Consider the following 17,361-nt stretch of genomic DNA (forward strand, 5'->3'; position numbering starts at 1 on the left):
CGCCCCGCTCTCACGTCCGGTGCTACTCCTCGACCAGCAGCTTGTCCCGCAGCTGGGCGAGCGTGCGGGCCAGCAGGCGCGACACGTGCATCTGCGAGATCCCGACCTCGGCGGCGATCTGGGACTGCGTCATGTTCCGGAAGAACCGCAGCACCAGGATCTTCTGCTCGCGCTGCGGCAGCTGCGCCAGCAGCGGCTTGAGCGACTCGCGGTACTCGACCCCCTCCAGCGCCTCGTCGGTGGCGCCCAGGGTGTCCGCCACGGCCGGCGACTCGTCGTCGCTGTCCGGCACGTCCAGCGAGAGGGTGGAGTAGGCGTTGGCCGACTCCAGGCCCTCCAGCACGTCCTCCTCGGAGATGCCCAGGTGCTCGGCCAGCTCGTGCACCGTGGGGGAGCGGCCGTGCCGCTGGGAGAGCTCGCTGGTCGCCGTGGTCAGCGACAGCCGCAGCTCCTGCAGCCGGCGCGGCACCCGCACCGCCCAGCCCTTGTCCCGGAAGTGGCGCTTGATCTCGCCCACGATGGTCGGCGTGGCGTAGGTGGAGAACTCCACCCCGCGCTCGTGGTCGAACCGGTCCACCGACTTGATCAGGCCGATGGTGGCCACCTGGGTCAGGTCGTCCAGCGGCTCGCCGCGGTTGCGGAACCGCCGGGCCAGGTGCTCGACCAGCGGGATGTGCATCCGCACCAGCTGGTTGCGCAGCTCGACCCGCTCCGGCGAGCCCTCCGGCAGCGCGGCGAGCTGGACGAAGAGCGCCCGGGCGGCCTCCCGGTCCGGGGCCCCCGAGCGGTGGTGCGCGGTGCCCTGGGCGGGCAGTGCGGCCCGGACCACCTCCGTCAGCGGCTCCCCGACCTCGGCCGGGGGCAGCGCGGCGGCCGTCTGGTCCGGCGTCGGGTCGGTGGGCTGGCTCATCCGCTGGGCGTCCTTCGGGTGGGCATGGTGGTCGGCGGCGGGCCCGGGCACGGGTCCGCCGGACTGCGCCGGGACGGTACGGCGGCGGGTAGCCGCGGACCGGCCACCGGCAGTACCCGTCGGGCGGCCGGCCGCCGGCGGGTGGCCGACGGCAGAGTTGCGATCCAGATCACTCACGGCGATCCCCCGTTCCGTTCCGGGAGCACCCGGTCCGCTGCGCGGGCCGGGCCATCACATTGGTTGTACCGCGACCGGGGCTCGAACCGGGAACCTCCCCGATCGCGCCCCGGCCGGTGTTGCCCGGCTACGGCTGGAACGGGGTTCCGCCGCGCTTCTTGCGCAGGCTGATGCTGACCGTGCGGTCCTCGGCCACCGAGGACTCCACCTCGCCGGCCAGGGCGGAGAGCACCGTCCAGGCGAAGGTGTCGCGCTCCGGCGCGCGCCCGTCGGTGGTGGGCGCCGCCACGGTGACCCGCAGCGCGTCGCCGACCAGGCGGAACTCGCAGGACAGCACCGAGCCCGGCACCGCCTGTTGGAGCAGGATCGCGCAGGCCTCGTCCACCGCGATGCGCAGGTCCTCGATCTCGTCCAGGGTGAAGTCCAGCCGCGCCGCGAGTCCGGCCGTGGCCGTCCGCAGCACCGAGAGGTAGGCACCCTGGGCGGGCAGCCTGACCTCCACGAAGTCCTGGGTCGCCTGGGACGCCGCGCCCGCGGGATCACCGTCGATCTGGGACACCCTCACCTCCTGGGTGACACGCTGTGCTTGAGACCCCGAGGCCGTGGCACGTTCTGTTGCTTGGCTCAACTGCTTCGCCCCAACTGTCTTGAGGGGTGGTGCGGTACGTTCCGATTCCTACCCAGTCGGGCGGCATCGGACGCGGGCCGTCCGCCGAGACGTTACCGCGATCGACCGGCCGATGTCGCGACTTGCAGCGGGATTACCGCTCCGGTGGGTCAGGAGGTGCCCAGCTCGCGCAGTGCGTCGCCGGTGAGCCGGTAGACCGTCCACCCGTCCGTCGGCTGGGCGCCGAGCGACTTGTAGAAGCCGATCGAGGGCTCGTTCCAGTCCAGCACGCTCCACTCGAAGCGCTGGTAGCCGCGCTCCACCGCGATCCGGGCCAGCTCGGTGAGCAGCGCCTTGCCGTAGCCGCCGCCGCGCCGCTGCGGGCGGACGTACAGGTCCTCCAGGTAGATCCCGTGGCTGCCGGTCCAGGTGGAGAAGTTGCGGAACCAGAGCGCGAAGCCGACCGTCTCGCCGGTCGTGTCGTCCTCGGCGATCAGCGCGTGCACCGCCGGCTGCTCGCCGAACAGCGCCTGCTGCAACTGCTCCTCGGTGGCCTGCGCCTCCTCGCGCGCCCGCTCGTACTCCGCCAGTTCGCGGATCAGCTCGACAATGGTGGGGACGTCCTCCGGGACGGCGTTCCTGATCATGCTCCCGAGGGTACTGGGAGTGAACGCATTGACGCCCCTCACTCCGAGGAGTGAGGGGCGTCAACCAGGGCTGCCGACAGCCCCGGCGGCAGGGCTCAGGCCTGCTTGGTCTCCCAGAAGATCTTGTCGATCTGGGCGATCAGGTCGAGCAGCGCCTGGCCGGTGGCCGGGTCGGTCGACGCCTTGGTGGCCGAGGCGGCCTTCAGCGCGTCGTTGAACAGCTGGTGCAGCTGCGGGTACTTCTCGAAGTGCGGGGCCTTGAAGTAGTCGCTCCACAGCACCGACAGGTGGTGCTTGACGGCCTCGGCGCGCTGCTCCTTGATGATGATGGCGCGGGCGCGGAAATGGGCGTCCTCGTTGGCCTGGTACTTCTCCTGAGTGGCCTTCACCGACTCGGCCTCGATCCGCGCCTGGGCCGGGTCGTAGACACCGCAGGGCAGGTCGCAGTGGGCGTGAGCGGTGACCCGCGGCGCAAACAGACGAGAGAACATGGGAGTCCTTCCTTAGATCGTCTTCCCGCGCCGAGACTACCCCGCCAGGTCCCGGGTTTCGCGGCCGGGACGGCGTCCTAGGGCAAAAGGTTGAGGCGGAACCGGTCGATAACGGACAGGCGTTGTCGATGCGGCAGGCTGGACCCGACCGGGTCGGCCGGGCGAGCGAGGAGGGCACCAATGGCGGCGAAGCGGCTGCGGGAGGCCGAGGAGTCGGGGGAGCCGGGCCGGCGGGCGGGCGGCGGACTGCTGCCGTTCGGCCTGGTGGACGTGGACGGCCCGTCGATGGTCCCGACCCTCTACCACGGTGACCGGGTGGTGGTCCGCTACGGCGCCCGGGTGCGCCCGGGCGCGGTGCTGCTGGTGCGTCACCCGATGCGCCAGGACCTGCTGGTGGTCAAGCGGGCGACCGAGCTGCGGTCCAAGGGCTGGTGGCTGCTGTCGGACAATCAGTTTTTGGGCAACGACAGCCGGGACTTCGGTCCGGTGCCGCCCGAGCTGGTGCTGGGCCGGGTGCTGGCCCGGGTGCGGCCGAGCGTGTCCTGGCTGGCCCCGGCCGGCCGGCTGGAGCGGCTGCTGTGCGGCTGGCCGCTGGGCCGGGTGCCGGGGCTGGCGGCCCGGTTCGGGCTCTCCCGCCGGCTCAGCCCGTTGCGCTAGCCGCCTCCTGGCGGGCGGCGGCCTCCTGCTTCTTGCGGGCCCGGTAGGCGGCCACGTTGGCCCGGGTCGCGCAGCGGTCCGAGCAGTACCGCCGGGACCGGTTGGTGGAGGTGTCCAGGTAGGCGTTGCGGCAGGGCGCCGCCTGGCAGATGCCGAGCCGGTCCGCGCCGAGCTCGGTCAGCTGGATGGCCAGGCCCATGCAGGCCACCGCGGTGTAGTTGGCGGTGGCCGAGGGCGCGTTGTCGGCCAGGTGCAGGTGCCAGCGCGGGTTGCCGCTCTCGTCCAGGTAGTCGTGCCCGGAGACCTGGGGGCTGACCGGGTACTCGGAGAGCAGCCCGTTCAGCAGGTCCACCGCCCGTACCGGGGAGCCGGCCGCGGCGGCCTCGAAGACCGCCCGCAGCCGGGCCCGCACCGCGCGCAGCCGGGGCAGGTCGGCGGCCTCGGCGAGCTGGGCGGTGCGCGAGTCGGGACGGCCGGAGAGCGCGCGCACCGCCTCGACGGTGACCAGCGCGTCGGTGCCGCGTTCGGGCTCCTCGGTGTTGACCAGCCGGACGGCGTAGTCGGCGTACGAGGCGAGCTCCACGGGTTCCCTCCGAGGGAGCGGTAATGGGTGGGTCGCCTTAAGCCTATTACGCCGCCCGGGTCGGGGCGAAGGTTGCCTGATGCGGTGCTAGAGCACCTTCGAGAGGAAGAGCTTGGTCCGCTCGTGCTGCGGGTTGGCCAGCACCTCGCGCGGGTGGCCGGCCTCGACCACCACGCCGCCGTCCATGAAGACCAGCGCGTCGCCCACCTCGCGGGCGAAGCCCATCTCGTGGGTGACCACGATCATCGTCATGCCCTCCTCGGCCAGGCCGCGCATCACGTCCAGCACCTCGCCGACCAGCTCCGGGTCGAGCGCCGAGGTGGGCTCGTCGAAGAGCATCAGCTTGGGCTCCATGGCCAGCGCCCGGGCGATCGCCACCCGCTGCTGCTGGCCGCCGGAGAGCTGGGAGGGGTAGCTGCCGGCCTTGTCGGCCAGCCCCACCCGGTCCAGCAGCGCCCTGGCCCGCTCGCGTGCCGCGGCCTTGGACTCGCCCTTGACCTGGACCGGCGCCTCGACGATGTTCTCCAGCGCGGTCATGTGCGGGAACAGGTTGAAGTGCTGGAAGACCATGCCGATGTCGCGCCGCTTCTGGGCGACCTCACGGTCCTTCAGCTCGTACAGCCGGTCGCCCTTCTGCCGGTAGCCGACCAGCTCGCCGTCCACCCACAGGCGGCCGGCGTTGATCTTCTCCAGGTGGTTGATGCAGCGCAGGAAGGTCGACTTGCCGGAGCCGGAAGGGCCGACCAGGACGACGACCTGGCCCGGGTCGACCCGCAGGTCGATGCCCTTGAGCACCGGCACCGTGCCGTAGGACTTGTGCACCGCCTCGGCCTTGACCATCGGCGTGCCGGCCCCCGCCGCCGACTGCGGCGGGGTGTCGTTGACCGGAGTGCTCACAGGTGGCCGCCTCCTTCCAGGCCGGGGACCACGTCGGACTCGCCGTTGGCCGGCTTCGGGCGCCTGCCCAGCAGGCCGCGCAGCCGCTGCAGGGGGGTGGGCGGCAGCACCCGGTTGGCGCCGCGCGCGTAGTGCCGCTCGATGTAGTACTGGACCACGGTCAGGATCGAGGTCATCAGCAGGTACCAGATGCTGACGACGATCAGCAGCGGGATGGTCTGGAAGGTGCGCGAGTAGATGTTCTGGCCTGCCCGCAGCAGCTCCTCCAGCGAGATCGCCGAGACCAGCGAGGTGGTCTTCAGCATCGAGATGGTCTCGTTGCCGGTCGGCGGAATGATCACCCGCATCGCCTGCGGCAGGATGATCCGCCGCATGGTGGCGGACTGGCTCATGCCCAGCGCGTGCGCCGCCTCGGTCTGGCCGACCGCCACGGACTGGATGCCGCCGCGGACGATCTCCGCCATGTAGGCCGCCTCGTTCAGGCCCAGGCCCAGCAGCGCCGCGACGAACAGCGGGATCAGCTTGTTGGTGTCCTGGGACCAGAACGCGCCGCCGTCGGACAGGCCCAGGTAGCCGCCGAACGGCACGCCGATCGAGAGCTTGGCCCACAGCGCGCCGAGGAAGTTCCAGAACAGCAGCTGGACCAGCACCGGGGTGCCGCGGAAGACCCAGATGTAGAACCAGGCGGTGGAGGAGAGCACCGGGTTGGGGGAGAGCCGCATGATCGCCAGCAGGGTGCCGCCGGAGACGCCGATCAGCATCGCCAGCGCGGTCAGCTCCAGGGTGACCACCAGGCCGTGCGTGATCGAGGAGTCGAACAGGTACGTCCGGATGACGTCCCACTGGATCGCGGGATTGGTCACGATGGCGTGGATCAGCATCGCCGCGAGGACTGCGACGGCCACTGCTCCGGCCCAGCGTCCGGGGTGGCGGACCGGGACGGCCCTGATGGCCTCAGGCCTTCCCTTGTCCGCCGACCCCTGATGGGGTGAGTTCACGATGTGCCTTCGAATTGGGGGGACCGGGCGGTCAGCTGGCAGCGCCGTTGATCGTCGAGGTGGTGACCGCGCCGGCCTGGACACCCCACTTGGTCAGGATCGCCTTGTAGGTGCCGTTCGCCATCAGCGACTGGATCGCGCCCTGGACCGCCTTGCTCAGGTCGGTGCCCTGCGGCAGCACCACGCCGTACGGGGCGGTGTCGCTGACCGAGCCGATGGTCTGCAGCTGGCCGCCGGTCTGCTGGACCGCGTAGTCCACCACCGGGGAGTCGGCGAGCATCGCGTCGTCGCGGCCGGAGACCAGCGCGGTGGTCACGTCGGTCTGCAGGTCGAACTTGTCGCCGTCGTTCGGGATGGTCGGCTTCCCCGCCTTGGTGCAGGCCGGGTTGATGGTGCCCTTGATCGTGTCGGCCTGGGTGGTGCCGGTCTGCACCGCCACCTTCTTGCCGCACAGATCGGTGGCGTCGACCTTGCCCGGGTTGCCCTTCTTCACCGCGGTGCCGGTGCCGGCCGAGAAGTAGGTGACCATGTCGACCGACTTCTCGCGCTCCTTGGTGTCGGTGAAGGAGCTCAGGCTCATGTTGTACTTCTTGGCCGTGATGCCCGGGATGATCGAGTCGAAGGTCGCGTTCTGCACGTCGGCGGTCAGCCCGAGAGTCTGGGCGATGGCCTTGGCCATGTCGACGTCCATGCCGACGATGTTGTTGCCGGCGTCCTTGAACTCGTTGGGCGCGTACGAGGCGTCGGTGGCGACCACCAGCTTGCCGCCGGCCTTCACGTCGGCCGGGACCAGCGCCGCCAGCGAGGCCACCGCGGTCGGGGTCGGCACGGCCGAGGAGGCGGCCGAGCCGCCGCCGCTGCTGCTGCTCTTGCTGTTGCCGCAACCGGTGATCACCAGCGAGCCGGTGACGAGCAGCACGCCGAGGGCGGCCAGCCGGGAAGGACGGGTACGGGTGCTCATGGGGGAAGCCTCCTGGTAAGAGGTGAGGCGGATCGTGCCCGCGGTTTTCGGGGTGAATGGGTGGGCCACCCTCCGCCGAGGTGGTGCTGGAGATCCTGCCATCACCGAACTGTTGAGCGGAGCACCATTCAGATCAAAAATGGATAACGGGGGCAGTCGCTCCTTCTCCTGACAGCCGATTATCCAGGACGAACGCGTTTCTGACAGCCTCGCACCACCGGGCGGACCCCGCCCGGTGGTGCGTCCGGGCGGGGTCCTCCGGCAGGGTCAGAAACCGCCGTTGATTTCCGAGGCCGGCACCGCGCCGTCCCGGGCGTTCCACTTGGTGAGGATCCGGTCGTAGGTGCCGTTGCGGATCAGCTGGTCCAGCGCCTTGGCCAGCACGTCGCGCAGCGCGCCGTCGGACTTGTTGAGGGTGATCCCGTACGGGCTGGTCTGCAGCATCGAGCCGGTCACCTGGAACCGGTCGCCGCCGTGGTCGGGACGGGTGTTCCAGGCGGCCACCGGGTAGTCGTTCAGGTCGGCCACCGCCTTTCCGGAGGCCACCTCGGTCAGCGCCTGGTCGTCGGTGTCGAACAGGTCCACGGTCAGCGACTTGCCGTACTTGTGGCACACGTCGCCCTGCCGGGCCGCGATCTCGGCCTGGACGGTGCCGCGCTGCATCGCCACCGTGTGGGTGCACAGGTGGTCCAGGCTGGTGATCGACAGCGGGTTCCCGGCCTTCACCAGGATCGCGGTGCCGGTCAGGAAGTAGTCGACGAAGTCGACCCCGGGGTTGGCCCGGGCGCCGCTGTCGTCGACGCCGTTCTGGCGCTGCCGGGTGTCGATCACCGCCGACATGGCCAGGTCCAGCTGGTGGCTCTGGACCGCGGGGAGCAGCTGGTCGAACGGCTGGTCGACGAACTGCACGCGCAGGCCCAGGTAGTCGGCGAGGGCTTGGGCCAGGTCGATGTCCAGGCCGGCCGCAGTGCCGTCGGAGGCCTTGAAGTCGACCGGGGCGTAGTTGAGGTTGGTGCCGACCTTGAGCAGGCCGGCGGTGCGCAGCTTGGCCGGGAGCTTGGCGCGCAGCGCCGTTCCGGGGTCCGCGGTGGGGGTGGTGGAGCTGCCGCAGCCGGTCAGCAGGAGACAGGCGGTGCCGAGTGCGGGCAGCAGGGTGCGGTTGAACATGCCAGGGAGCTCCCTGAGGGAGGGAAGGGGAGGGTCCGCCACGGACCGGCTGCCTGGGGTGGTGCAGCGAGACCTCGGGTCTGCCCTGGTCGGCCGCGGGCTGAGGGGTGCGCGGCCGGTGTCCGACGAGGTCCGGTGAAAGGTGCGGGAGGGCGGATCATTTCATCCCCGGCCACCCGCCCGGCGCCCGGGTGTGCAAGAATCCGGCATCGGGTGATCCCCGATACCGAACGAAGACCGCCGGTTCCCGACAGGACCGGGGTGCCCGGGAACGGAAGTCAATGAACGCCGACACCGTATTCCGCGGCGCCACCTCCCCTCTGGTCCTTTCGTTCACTCCTTCGGGTGTGCAAGCCGCCTCATCCGTGGACACCGCCGGAGCTGGGGTTCTTCCGAAACTCAAGCGCTGCCTGGTGGAGTCGACGGGTGAACAGTGCGTGACAGGAATCCAAGGCACCGGTGCGATGCCTTCTTCCCGGCCTAGGCTCAGCCCGTTGCACAGGCAAATACACCCAAATACCCTCAATCGAGGGCGGTTCCGACGAGCCGCCCGGCCTACCCGGCGACCGGGACCGCAGACGGCGGCCCGGATATTTCGGCATCTGCCGGGGCCCGGCCGAAGACTCGTCGGTGCCTGCCCTCGCTGATCAATGACGAAGAGGTCATCGTGGCAGCGGAGATCATTCACCCTCGTACGCAGGACACCGAGGACCCGGTCGACGCCGTGTTCGCGCTCCACCGCGGCGGCAAGATGGAGGTCCGGGCAACCGTCCCGGTGCGCGACGCGGACGACCTGTCCCTCGCCTACACCCCCGGGGTCGCCCGGGTCTGCACCGCCATCGCCGAGCAGCCGGAGCTGGTGCACGACTACACCTGGAAGTCCAACACGGTCGCCGTGGTCACCGACGGCACCGCCGTGCTGGGCCTGGGCGACATCGGCCCGCAGGCCTCGCTCCCGGTGATGGAGGGCAAGGCGATCCTGTTCAAGCAGTTCGGCGGCGTGGACGCGGTGCCGATCGCGCTGGACTGCACCGGCGTGGACGAGATCGTCGAGACGGTGGTCCGCCTCGCCCCGTCCTTCGGCGGCGTCAACCTGGAGGACATCTCCGCGCCGCGCTGCTTCGAGATCGAGCGCCGGCTGCAGGAGGCGCTGGACATCCCGATCTTCCACGACGACCAGCACGGCACCGCGATCGTGACCACGGCCGCGCTGTGGAACGCCGCCAAGGTGACCGGCCGCGAGGTCGGCGAGCTGCGCGCGGTCATCTCCGGCGCCGGCGCGGCCGGCATCGCGATCGCCAAGATGCTGGTCGCGGCCGGCATCGGCGACGTCGCGGTGTGCGACCGTCGCGGCGTGGTCTACCAGGGCCGCGAGGACCTGACCGACGCCAAGGCCGAGATCGCCGAGCTGACCAACCGGACCGGGCTGACCGGCTCGCTCACCGACGCGCTCAAGGGCGCCGACGTGTTCATCGGCGTCTCCGGCGGCACCGTGCCGGAGGAGGCGGTGGCCACCATGGCCGAGGGCTGCTTCATCTTCGCGATGGCCAACCCGAACCCGGAGATCCACCCGGAGGTCGCGCACAAGTACGCCGCCGTGGTGGCCACCGGCCGCTCGGACTTCGCCAACCAGATCAACAACGTGCTCGCCTTCCCGGGCATCTTCGCCGGCGCGCTGCAGGTGCGGGCCTCGCGGATCACCGAGGGCATGAAGCTGGCCGCCGCCCAGGCGCTGGCCGCGGTGGTGGCCGACGAGCTGACCCCGCAGAAGGTGATCCCCTCGCCGTTCGACGCCCGGGTGGCGCCGGCGGTCAGCAAGGCGGTCGCCGAGGCGGCGCGGCGCGAGGGCGTCGCGCGGCGCTGAACGCACGGTGCTGACGGTGCGGCGCTGCTGGTGCGGTGCTGACGGTGCAGCACTGACGACGCAGTGCTGAGGGTGCGTTAGCACGCCGGTCCGGGCCCGGGACACGCGGTGGAGGTCACACTCCCGCGTGGTTCCGGGCCCCGGCTTTTCCCGGCTACTGTCCGGAGCATGTTCGCCGCCTACGCCGCACGCATCGACGCCGACGACCCGCTGGCCGCCCTCGAACTGGGTGAACTGCCCGAGCCCGAGGCCAGGCCCGGCTGGAGCGTGGTGACGGTCAAGGCCGCCACCCTCAACCACCACGACCTGTGGTCGCTGCGCGGGGTCGGGCTGCCCGCCGAGCGGCTGCCGATGATCCTGGGCTGCGACGCGGCCGGGGTGGACGAGCAGGGCCGCGAGGTGGTGATCCACTCGGTGATCGGGCAGAGCGGCCACGGGGTCGGGCCCGAGGAGCCGCGCTCCATCCTGACCGAGCGCTACCAGGGCACCTTCGCCCAGCGGGTCGCGGTGCCGACCTGGAACCTGCTGCCCAAGCCGGCCGAGCTCTCCTTCGCCGAGGCCGCCTGCCTGCCCACCGCCTGGCTGACCGCCTACCGGATGCTGTTCACCAACGCCGGGGTGCGCCCCGGGGACACCGTGCTGGTCCAGGGGGCCGGCGGCGGGGTGGCCACCGCGCTGATCGTGCTGGGCAAGGCGGCCGGGCTGCGGGTCTGGGTCACCGGGCGGGACGAGGCCAAGCGGGCCCGCGCGGTGGAGCTGGGCGCCGACGCGGCCTTCGAGAGCGGCGCGCGGCTGCCGGAGCGGGTGGACGCGGTGCTGGAGACGGTGGGGGCGGCCACCTGGTCGCACTCGGTGAAGTCGCTGCGGCCGGGCGGCACGATCGTGATCTCGGGGGCCACCTCGGGTCCGAACCCGCCGTCCGCCGAGCTCACCCGGATCTTCTTCCTCGAACTCAAGGTGGTCGGCTCCACCATGGGCACCAAGGAGGAGCTGGCCGGTCTGCTCGCGCTGTGCGCCAACTCCGGCATCCGCCCGGTGATCGACGCGAGCTACCCGCTCGCCGAGGCCCGTACCGCCTTCACCCGGCTGGCCCAGGGCGACGTCTTCGGCAAGCTGGTCCTGGAGCCCTGAGCACCGAAGGGGGCCGCCCGACCGTGATGGTCGGGCGGCCCCCTTCCGGGTGGGCCGGGCTCAGTCGAACAGCCGACGCAGCTGGGTGGCGGCGGTGGCCAGCGCGCCCTGGGCCGAAGCCAGTTGATCCGGCGTCAGGTGACCCGCGTCGCGGGCGGTGTCGCGGACCTGGTCGCGGAAGCGGTCCAGCAGGCGGTCGAGCTCACGGGCCGGGTCGCCGGCGGGGTCGATGCGGGCCCAGTCCGGCAGGTCGGCCGGGACCTTGGGCTGGTCGGCGCGGGCGGCGCCGGCCTTCTCGTCGGTGGTGCCCCAGCGGGACGGGTCGGCCAGGCCGGCCAGGCCCTTGGTGAGCTCGGAGAAGCCCTCGGCCAGGCCGGTGGGCCAGTCGCCCCGGCTCGCGTGGTCGCGGACCTGCTGCTCGACCCGGCGCTTGATCCGCAGCGCCTCCTGCTGGGCGGCCTGCCGGACCGCCTGGGACTGCTCGCGCGCCTTGCGAGCCTCCTCCTTGGCTCGCTTGGCCTGATCCTTGGCGAGCTTCTCCTGCTCCATGGCCCGCTTGGCCTGGGCCTTGAACTCGGCGAACTCGTCCTTGGTGCGCTGCCAGGTGGCCTCGCTCCACACGCTGTTCGGGTCGGCGGCCGCGCGCGGGGCGGAGCCGGCCGCGGCCCGCAGCTCCTCGCGCAGGTCCTTGGCCGAGTCCCGGACGTCCTCGCGGATCGCGCCGGCCAGCTGGGAGACCGAGTCGCTGATCTCCACCTCCAGCTCGGCCAGGTCCTGCTGACGGGCCGCCAGCTCGGCCCGGCCGGCTTCGGTGGTCCGGTAGACCTTGCGGCCGCCCTCGGTGGAGTGCTCCACCAGGCCCTCCTGCTCCAGCTTGGCCAGCCGCGGGTAGACGGTGCCGGCCGAGGGCGCGTAGAGCCCCTGGAATCGCTCCTCCAGCAGTCGGATCACCTCGTAGCCGTGCCGCGGGGACTCCTCCAGCAGCTTGAGCAGGTAGAGCCGCAGCCGGCCGTGCGCGAAGACGGAACTCATGCGTCGTCACCCTTCTCGACCCCGTCGGTCAGCTCGAGCACCGGGGCCGGCGCCTCGTCCTCCGGCTCGGGGCGGCGCAGCACCGAGATGGCGCCGGAGACGGTGGCCACCGCGAGCTTGCCGGTGCCCGCGCCCAGGGTGCCGGTGAGGCGCTTGGCGCCCCAGGTGCCGCCGACCGTCAACTCCTCGAAGGAGCTGTGGAACTGGCCGTTGGTGCTGCCGGCCTCGACCCGGGTGTCGGCGGGCTGCGGCAGCCGGACCGCCACGTCACCGCTGACCGTGTTGATCTTGATGTCGGCCGGGGTGCGGCCGGCCAGGTCGAGGGTGACGGCGCCGCCGACCGAGTTGGCCCGCAGCTTGGCGGGGGTGCCGGCCACCACGGTCAGGCCGCCGGAGACGGTCTTCACCGTCAGGTCGCCGGCCAGCGACTGGGCGTCGACGTCGCCGGAGACCGAGTTGGCCTCGGTCCGCCCGTCCAGGCCGACCAGCGTGGTGGAGCCGGAGACCTGGTGCACGGTGGTGCCGCCGTGCACGCCCGAGACGGTGGCGTCGGCGCTGACCGCGCCGAGCTTGACCCGGACGTCGGCCGGCACGGTCAGCGAGACCACGGCCTTGCGCTTGCGGCGCAGCGAGCCGACGAAGGACTTCACCGAGTCCAGCGACTTGAGGTTCTCGCCGAAGCTGCTCCAGTTGAGGTCGGGGTACGTCACCGTCAGCACCCCGTCGGTCAGGGTGACCTGGAGCGGCTCGCCCTCCAGCTCGGTGACCTCGAGGCGGGCCGGGCCTTCGGCGGCGACCACGTTGACCACGCCGCCGACCAGCCAGAGCTGGGCGGTGCTGACCGGCCCGTCGAAGGTGAGGGTGTCGGGGTTGCTGACCGTCCACTCGTTCATCGCTTGCGTCCTCCCGTTGCGCAGCCGCCGTCGTACCCTGGAGGGGCGACGGTCCGGCGATCACGATGTATCGCGTCTTCCGAGATTCACGATATATCGCGTGGCGTGGAAGTCAAGGCCGTTCCCGGCGGAACCGTCCGGCCCGGCCCGCGCCGAGGCAAGTCGAAGGGCCCCGGAGGCTGTTGCCTCCGGGGCCCTTCGCGTACGGACGTCCGCGCCTGGTCAGTCCTCGTCCTCGTCGTCCAGCCGGGCCAGCCAGGTGGCCAGCCGCTCGACGGGGATCTCGAACTCGGGGTTGAGGTCGACGAACTCGCGCAGCCGGTCGGCCAGCCAGTCGAAGCTGATCTCCTGCTCGCCACGCCGGCTCGCCAGCTCCTCGATGCCGCGGTCGGTGAAGTACACGCTCTGCTCCGGAAGTCGGGGTTCGGGCTACCGGGCCAGGATAGACGCCGGTCGGCGGCCCCCGGCCACCCGGCGGCGGAGCACCCGGGGCCCGGCCGGCGTGCTGGCCGGGCCCCGGGTCACTGACGCACCGTCACGGATGGCGGCAGCCGGATCAGATGCTGTACACCTCGTCGATCACGGCCTGCTGCTCGGCGGCGTGCCGCTTGGCCGAGCCGACCGCCGGCGCCGAGGCGGCCGCCCGGGCCACCCGGCGCAGCCGGCCACCGCTGGCCTTGCGGCCGACCACCACGTCCAGGTGGTCGACCAGGTTCATCGCGATGAACGGCCAGGCACCCTGGTTGGCCGGCTCCTCCTGGGCCCAGACGAACTGCACGTCCTCGCCGTAGCGGGACAGCTCCTCCTGGAGCTCGGCCACCGGCAGCGGGTACAGCCGCTCCAGGCGGACCAGGGCGGTGTCGGTGATCCCGCGCTCGGTGCGGGCCGCGTCCAGGTCGTAGTAGAACTTGCCGGTGGTGATGACCACCTTGCGGACCTGCTGCGGGTCCACCGTGCTGTCGCCGATCACCGGGCGGAACGAGCCGCTGGTGAACTCCTCCGCCGAGCTGGCCGCGGCCTTCAGACGCAGCATCGACTTCGGGGTGAAGACGACCAGCGGCTTGTGGTGCGGGTTGTGCACCTGCCAGCGCAGCAGGTGGAAGTAGTTCGACGGCGAGGTCGGCATCGCGACCGTCATGTTGTTGTCGGCGCACAGCTGCAGGAAGCGCTCCGGGCGGGCGGACGAGTGGTCCGGCCCCTGGCCCTCCATGCCGTGCGGCAGCAGCAGGGTGACACCGGAGTGCTGGCCCCACTTCTGCTCGGCGGAGGAGATGTACTCGTCCACCACCGACTGGGCGCCGTTGACGAAGTCGCCGAACTGCGCCTCCCACATGACCAGCGCGTTCGGGCGGGTCAGCGAGTAGCCGTACTCGAAGCCCATCGCCGCGTACTCGGACAGCAGGCTGTCGTACACGGTGAACCGGGCCTGGTCCTCGGTCAGGTAGAGCAGCGGGGTGTAGTCCTCGCCGGTCTTGCGGTCGATCAGCACCGCGTGGCGCTGGCCGAAGGTGCCGCGGCGGCTGTCCTGGCCGGCCAGGCGGACCGGGTGGCCCTCCATCAGCAGCGAGCCGATGGCCAGGCACTCGCCGGTCGCCCAGTCGATGGTGCCGTCCTCGATCGAGGCGGCCCGGCGCTGCAGCTGCGGCAGCAGGCGCGGGTGCACGGTCAGCCAGTCCGGCAGGTTGACCTGCGAGGCGGCGATCCGCTTGACCATCTCCTGGGAGATGCTGGTCTGGATGCTGACCGGGAAGTCGGCCACCGGACGGTCGGCCGGGGCGGCGGCCTGCGTCTGGGCGGCGTCGCGCACCTCGGCGAAGACCTTCTCCAGCTGGCCCTGGAAGTCCTGGAGCGCCTGCTCCGCCTCTTCCATGGTGATGTCGCCGCGACCGATCAGGCCCTCGGTGTAGAGCTTGCGCACCGAGCGCTTCTTGTCGATCAGGTCGTACATCAGCGGCTGGGTGAACGACGGGTTGTCAGCCTCGTTGTGACCGCGGCGGCGGTAGCAGATGAGGTCGATCACCACGTCCTTGTGGAAGGTCTGGCGGAACTCGAAGGCCAGGCGCGCGACGCGGACCACGGCCTCCGGGTCGTCGCCGTTCACGTGGAAGATCGGGGCCTCGATCATCCGGGCCACGTCGGTGCAGTACATCGAGGAGCGCGAGGAGGCCGGGGCGGCGGTGAAGCCGACCTGGTTGTTCACCACGACGTGCACGGTGCCGCCGGTGCGGTAGCCGCGCAGCTGCGACATGTTCAGGGTCTCCGCGACCACGCCCTGGCCGGCGAAGGCCGCGTCGCCGTGGATCTGGATCGGCAGCACCGGGAAGGTGGTGCCGCCCTGGTCCAGGATGTCCTGCTTGGCCCGGGCGATGCCCTCGACCACCGGGTCGACGGTCTCCAGGTGGGAGGGGTTGGCGGCCAGCGAGACCTTGATCTGCTCGCCGTCCAGGCCGGTGAACATGCCCTCGGCGCCCAGGTGGTACTTCACGTCGCCGGAGCCGTGCATCGACTTCGGGTCGAGGTTGCCCTCGAACTCGCCGAAGATCCGGCCGTACGGCTTGCCGACGATGTTGGACAGCACGTTCAGCCGGCCGCGGTGGGCCATGCCGATCACGGCCTCGTCCAGCCGGTGCTCGGCCGCGGAGTCGATCACCGCGTCGAGCAGCGGGATCAGCGACTCGCCGCCCTCCAGCGAGAACCGCTTCTGGCCGACGTACTTGGTCTGCAGGAAGGTCTCGAAGGCCTCCGCCGAGTTCAGCCGGCGCAGGATCCGCAGCTGCTCCTCGCGCTCCGGCTTCGCGTACGGCTTCTCCAGGCGCTCCTGCAGCCACTTGCGCTGCTTGGGGTCCTGGATGTGCATGTACTCGATGCCGACGGTGCGGCAGTAGGTGTTGCGCAGCAGCCCGAGGATGTCGCGCAGCTTCATCATCTTCTGGCCGCCGAAGCCGCCGACCGCGAACTCGCGCTCCAGGTCCCACAGGGTGAGGCCGTGCTGGACCACGTCCAGGTCGGGGTGCTTGCGCTGCTTGTACTCCAGCGGGTCGGTGTCGGCCATCAGGTGGCCGCGGACCCGGTAGGAGTGGATCAGCTCGATGACCCGGGCGGTCTTGTTGACCTCGTCGTCGTGCGTGGTGGCGACGTCGGTGGCCCAGCGGACCGGCTCGTACGGGATCCGCAGCGACTCGAAGACCTCGTCGTAGAAGCCGTGCTCGCCCAGCAGCAGCTGGTGCATCGCGCGCAGGAACTCGCCGGAGGCGGCGCCCTGGATGACCCGGTGGTCGTAGGTCGAGGTCAGCGTCATGATCTTGGAGACGCCGAGCCGGGACAGGGTCTCCTGCGAGGTGCCCTGGAACTCGGCCGGGTACTCCATCGCGCCGACGCCCAGGATGGTGCCCTGACCCTGCATCAGGCGCGGCACCGAGTGGACGGTGCCGATGCCGCCCGGGTTGGTCAGCGAGACCGTGACCCCGGTGAAGTCGTCCATGGTCAGCTTGTTGGCGCGGGCCCGGCGGACGATGTCCTCGTAGGCCTGCCAGAAGCCGAAGAAGTCGAGGGTCTCGGCCTTCTTGATGGCCGCGACCACCAGCTGGCGGTCCCCGTTCGGCTTCACCAGGTCGATCGCCAGGCCCAGGTTGACGTGGTCCGGCTTGACCAGGAAGACCTTGCCGTCCTTCTCCTGGTAGCTGTGGTTCATGCCCGGGTTGGCCTTGATCGCCTGCACCATGGCGTAGCCGATCAGGTGCGTGAACGAGACCTTGCCGCCGCGGGCGCGCTGCAGGTGGTTGTTGATGACGATGCGGTTGTCGATCAGCAACTTGGCCGGGACGGCGCGCACCGAGGTCGCGGTCGGCACCTCCAGCGAGGCGTCCATGTTGGTGGCCACAGCCTTGGCCGGGCCGCGCAGCTGGACCAGCTCGGGACCGTTGCTCTCCACCGGGGCCGGCGCCGGCACGTTGGCCTTGGGCGCAGGGGGGGCGGCCGGGGCGGCTGCCAGCGGCGCGGCGGGGGCAGCGGCGACGGGCGCGGCTGCCGCTGCTGCGGCGGGGGCAGGCGCCGCGGGCACGGCGGCAGGGGCAGGGGCGGCGACGGGAGTCGGCGTGGGGCCGACCGGGGTCACGGCCTGGGTCACTGAGGTCACCTCGGTACCGGGCTTGTAGTCGGCGAAAAAGTCCCACCAGGCTCGGTCGACCGAGTTCGGATCCTGGAGGTACTGCTGGTAGATCTCGTCGACGAGCCACTCATTGGGGCCGAAGCCAGTGGTGCTTGCCGAGCTGGGGGTTTCAGGGTGTGGCGACACGGCGGCAACCGCCCTCTTCCGCTTCCTTCTGGGATGTTTGGACAGCGGGGAT

General features: G+C 71.1%; 16 protein-coding genes. 3 read left to right on the top strand and 13 right to left on the bottom strand.

The window, feature by feature from the left end; all coding sequences use genetic code 11:
• Positions 1–22 precede the first annotated feature (22 nt).
• The 4 genes from C7C46_RS29440 to sodN form a co-directional block, all read right to left on the bottom strand.
• Complete coding sequence (locus tag C7C46_RS29440; protein WP_425470140.1) at positions 23–1,078, bottom strand: RNA polymerase sigma factor SigF; 1,056 nt, start codon at positions 1,076–1,078, stop codon at positions 23–25.
• A 136-nt stretch (positions 1,079–1,214) separates the two neighbouring features.
• Positions 1,215–1,646: an ATP-binding protein gene (locus C7C46_RS29445; protein WP_110672975.1), complete on the bottom strand. Its 432-nt coding sequence runs from the start codon at positions 1,644–1,646 to the stop codon at positions 1,215–1,217.
• 218 nt (positions 1,647–1,864) lie between these two features.
• A complete protein-coding gene (locus C7C46_RS29450; RefSeq protein WP_110672976.1) occupies positions 1,865–2,341 on the bottom strand; it encodes a GNAT family N-acetyltransferase in 477 nt (158 codons plus the stop codon).
• A gap of 95 nt (positions 2,342–2,436) precedes the next feature.
• Positions 2,437–2,832: a superoxide dismutase, Ni gene (gene sodN / locus C7C46_RS29455; protein ID WP_110672977.1), complete on the bottom strand. Its 396-nt coding sequence runs from the start codon at positions 2,830–2,832 to the stop codon at positions 2,437–2,439.
• Positions 2,833–3,012: 180 nt separating this feature from the next.
• Here sodN and sodX point away from each other — a divergent pair, with 180 nt between their 5' ends.
• Positions 3,013–3,489, top strand: a complete 477-nt coding sequence (gene sodX, locus C7C46_RS29460) for a nickel-type superoxide dismutase maturation protease (RefSeq protein ID WP_110672978.1) — start codon at positions 3,013–3,015, stop codon at positions 3,487–3,489.
• On the opposite strand, the gene C7C46_RS29465 is transcribed toward sodX, so the two are convergent.
• The 5 genes from C7C46_RS29465 to C7C46_RS29485 all read right to left on the bottom strand — a co-directional run bounded on the left by C7C46_RS29465 (position 3,473) and on the right by C7C46_RS29485 (position 8,095).
• Positions 3,473–4,072: a CGNR zinc finger domain-containing protein gene (locus tag C7C46_RS29465; RefSeq protein ID WP_110672979.1), complete on the bottom strand. Its 600-nt coding sequence runs from the start codon at positions 4,070–4,072 to the stop codon at positions 3,473–3,475. The two genes, sodX and C7C46_RS29465, sit on opposite strands and share 17 nt — an antisense overlap.
• An 87-nt stretch (positions 4,073–4,159) precedes the next feature.
• Complete coding sequence (locus C7C46_RS29470) at positions 4,160–4,912, bottom strand: amino acid ABC transporter ATP-binding protein (protein ID WP_110672995.1); 753 nt, start codon at positions 4,910–4,912, stop codon at positions 4,160–4,162.
• A gap of 53 nt (positions 4,913–4,965) precedes the next feature.
• Entirely contained in the window at positions 4,966–5,874 is a 909-nt protein-coding gene (locus C7C46_RS29475; RefSeq protein ID WP_342775449.1) for an amino acid ABC transporter permease, read from the bottom strand.
• 124 nt (positions 5,875–5,998) lie between these two features.
• Positions 5,999–6,928: an ABC transporter substrate-binding protein gene (locus tag C7C46_RS29480; protein WP_110672980.1), complete on the bottom strand. Its 930-nt coding sequence runs from the start codon at positions 6,926–6,928 to the stop codon at positions 5,999–6,001.
• Between the two features lie 267 nt (positions 6,929–7,195).
• Complete coding sequence (locus C7C46_RS29485) at positions 7,196–8,095, bottom strand: ABC transporter substrate-binding protein (RefSeq protein WP_110672981.1); 900 nt, start codon at positions 8,093–8,095, stop codon at positions 7,196–7,198.
• A 667-nt stretch (positions 8,096–8,762) separates the two neighbouring features.
• On the opposite strand from C7C46_RS29485, the gene C7C46_RS29490 reads away from it, so the two are divergent.
• A complete protein-coding gene (locus C7C46_RS29490; protein WP_110672982.1) occupies positions 8,763–9,959 on the top strand; it encodes an NAD(P)-dependent malic enzyme in 1,197 nt (398 codons plus the stop codon).
• 168 nt (positions 9,960–10,127) lie between these two features.
• Positions 10,128–11,090, top strand: coding sequence for a zinc-binding dehydrogenase (locus C7C46_RS29495; protein WP_110672983.1), 963 nt, complete (start codon positions 10,128–10,130; stop codon positions 11,088–11,090).
• Positions 11,091–11,150: 60 nt separating this feature from the next.
• Here the strand turns inward: C7C46_RS29495 and C7C46_RS29500 are convergent, their stop codons facing one another.
• The 4 genes from C7C46_RS29500 to C7C46_RS29515 form a co-directional block, all read right to left on the bottom strand.
• Complete coding sequence (locus tag C7C46_RS29500; RefSeq protein WP_110672984.1) at positions 11,151–12,122, bottom strand: PadR family transcriptional regulator; 972 nt, start codon at positions 12,120–12,122, stop codon at positions 11,151–11,153.
• On the bottom strand, positions 12,119–13,015 hold the full coding sequence (locus C7C46_RS29505; protein ID WP_110672985.1) for a DUF4097 family beta strand repeat-containing protein: 897 nt from the start codon (positions 13,013–13,015) through the stop codon (positions 12,119–12,121). The genes C7C46_RS29500 and C7C46_RS29505 overlap by 4 nt, the downstream gene beginning before the upstream one ends.
• A gap of 222 nt (positions 13,016–13,237) precedes the next feature.
• Entirely contained in the window at positions 13,238–13,417 is a 180-nt protein-coding gene (locus C7C46_RS29510) for a DUF6104 family protein (protein ID WP_110672986.1), read from the bottom strand.
• A 154-nt stretch (positions 13,418–13,571) separates the two neighbouring features.
• On the bottom strand, positions 13,572–17,309 hold the full coding sequence (locus C7C46_RS29515; protein ID WP_110672987.1) for a multifunctional oxoglutarate decarboxylase/oxoglutarate dehydrogenase thiamine pyrophosphate-binding subunit/dihydrolipoyllysine-residue succinyltransferase subunit: 3,738 nt from the start codon (positions 17,307–17,309) through the stop codon (positions 13,572–13,574).
• Positions 17,310–17,361: the final 52 nt, after the last annotated feature.

This window comes from Streptomyces tateyamensis (assembly GCF_003205575.1).
Taxonomy (GTDB): Bacteria; Actinomycetota; Actinomycetes; order Streptomycetales; family Streptomycetaceae; genus Kitasatospora; species Kitasatospora tateyamensis.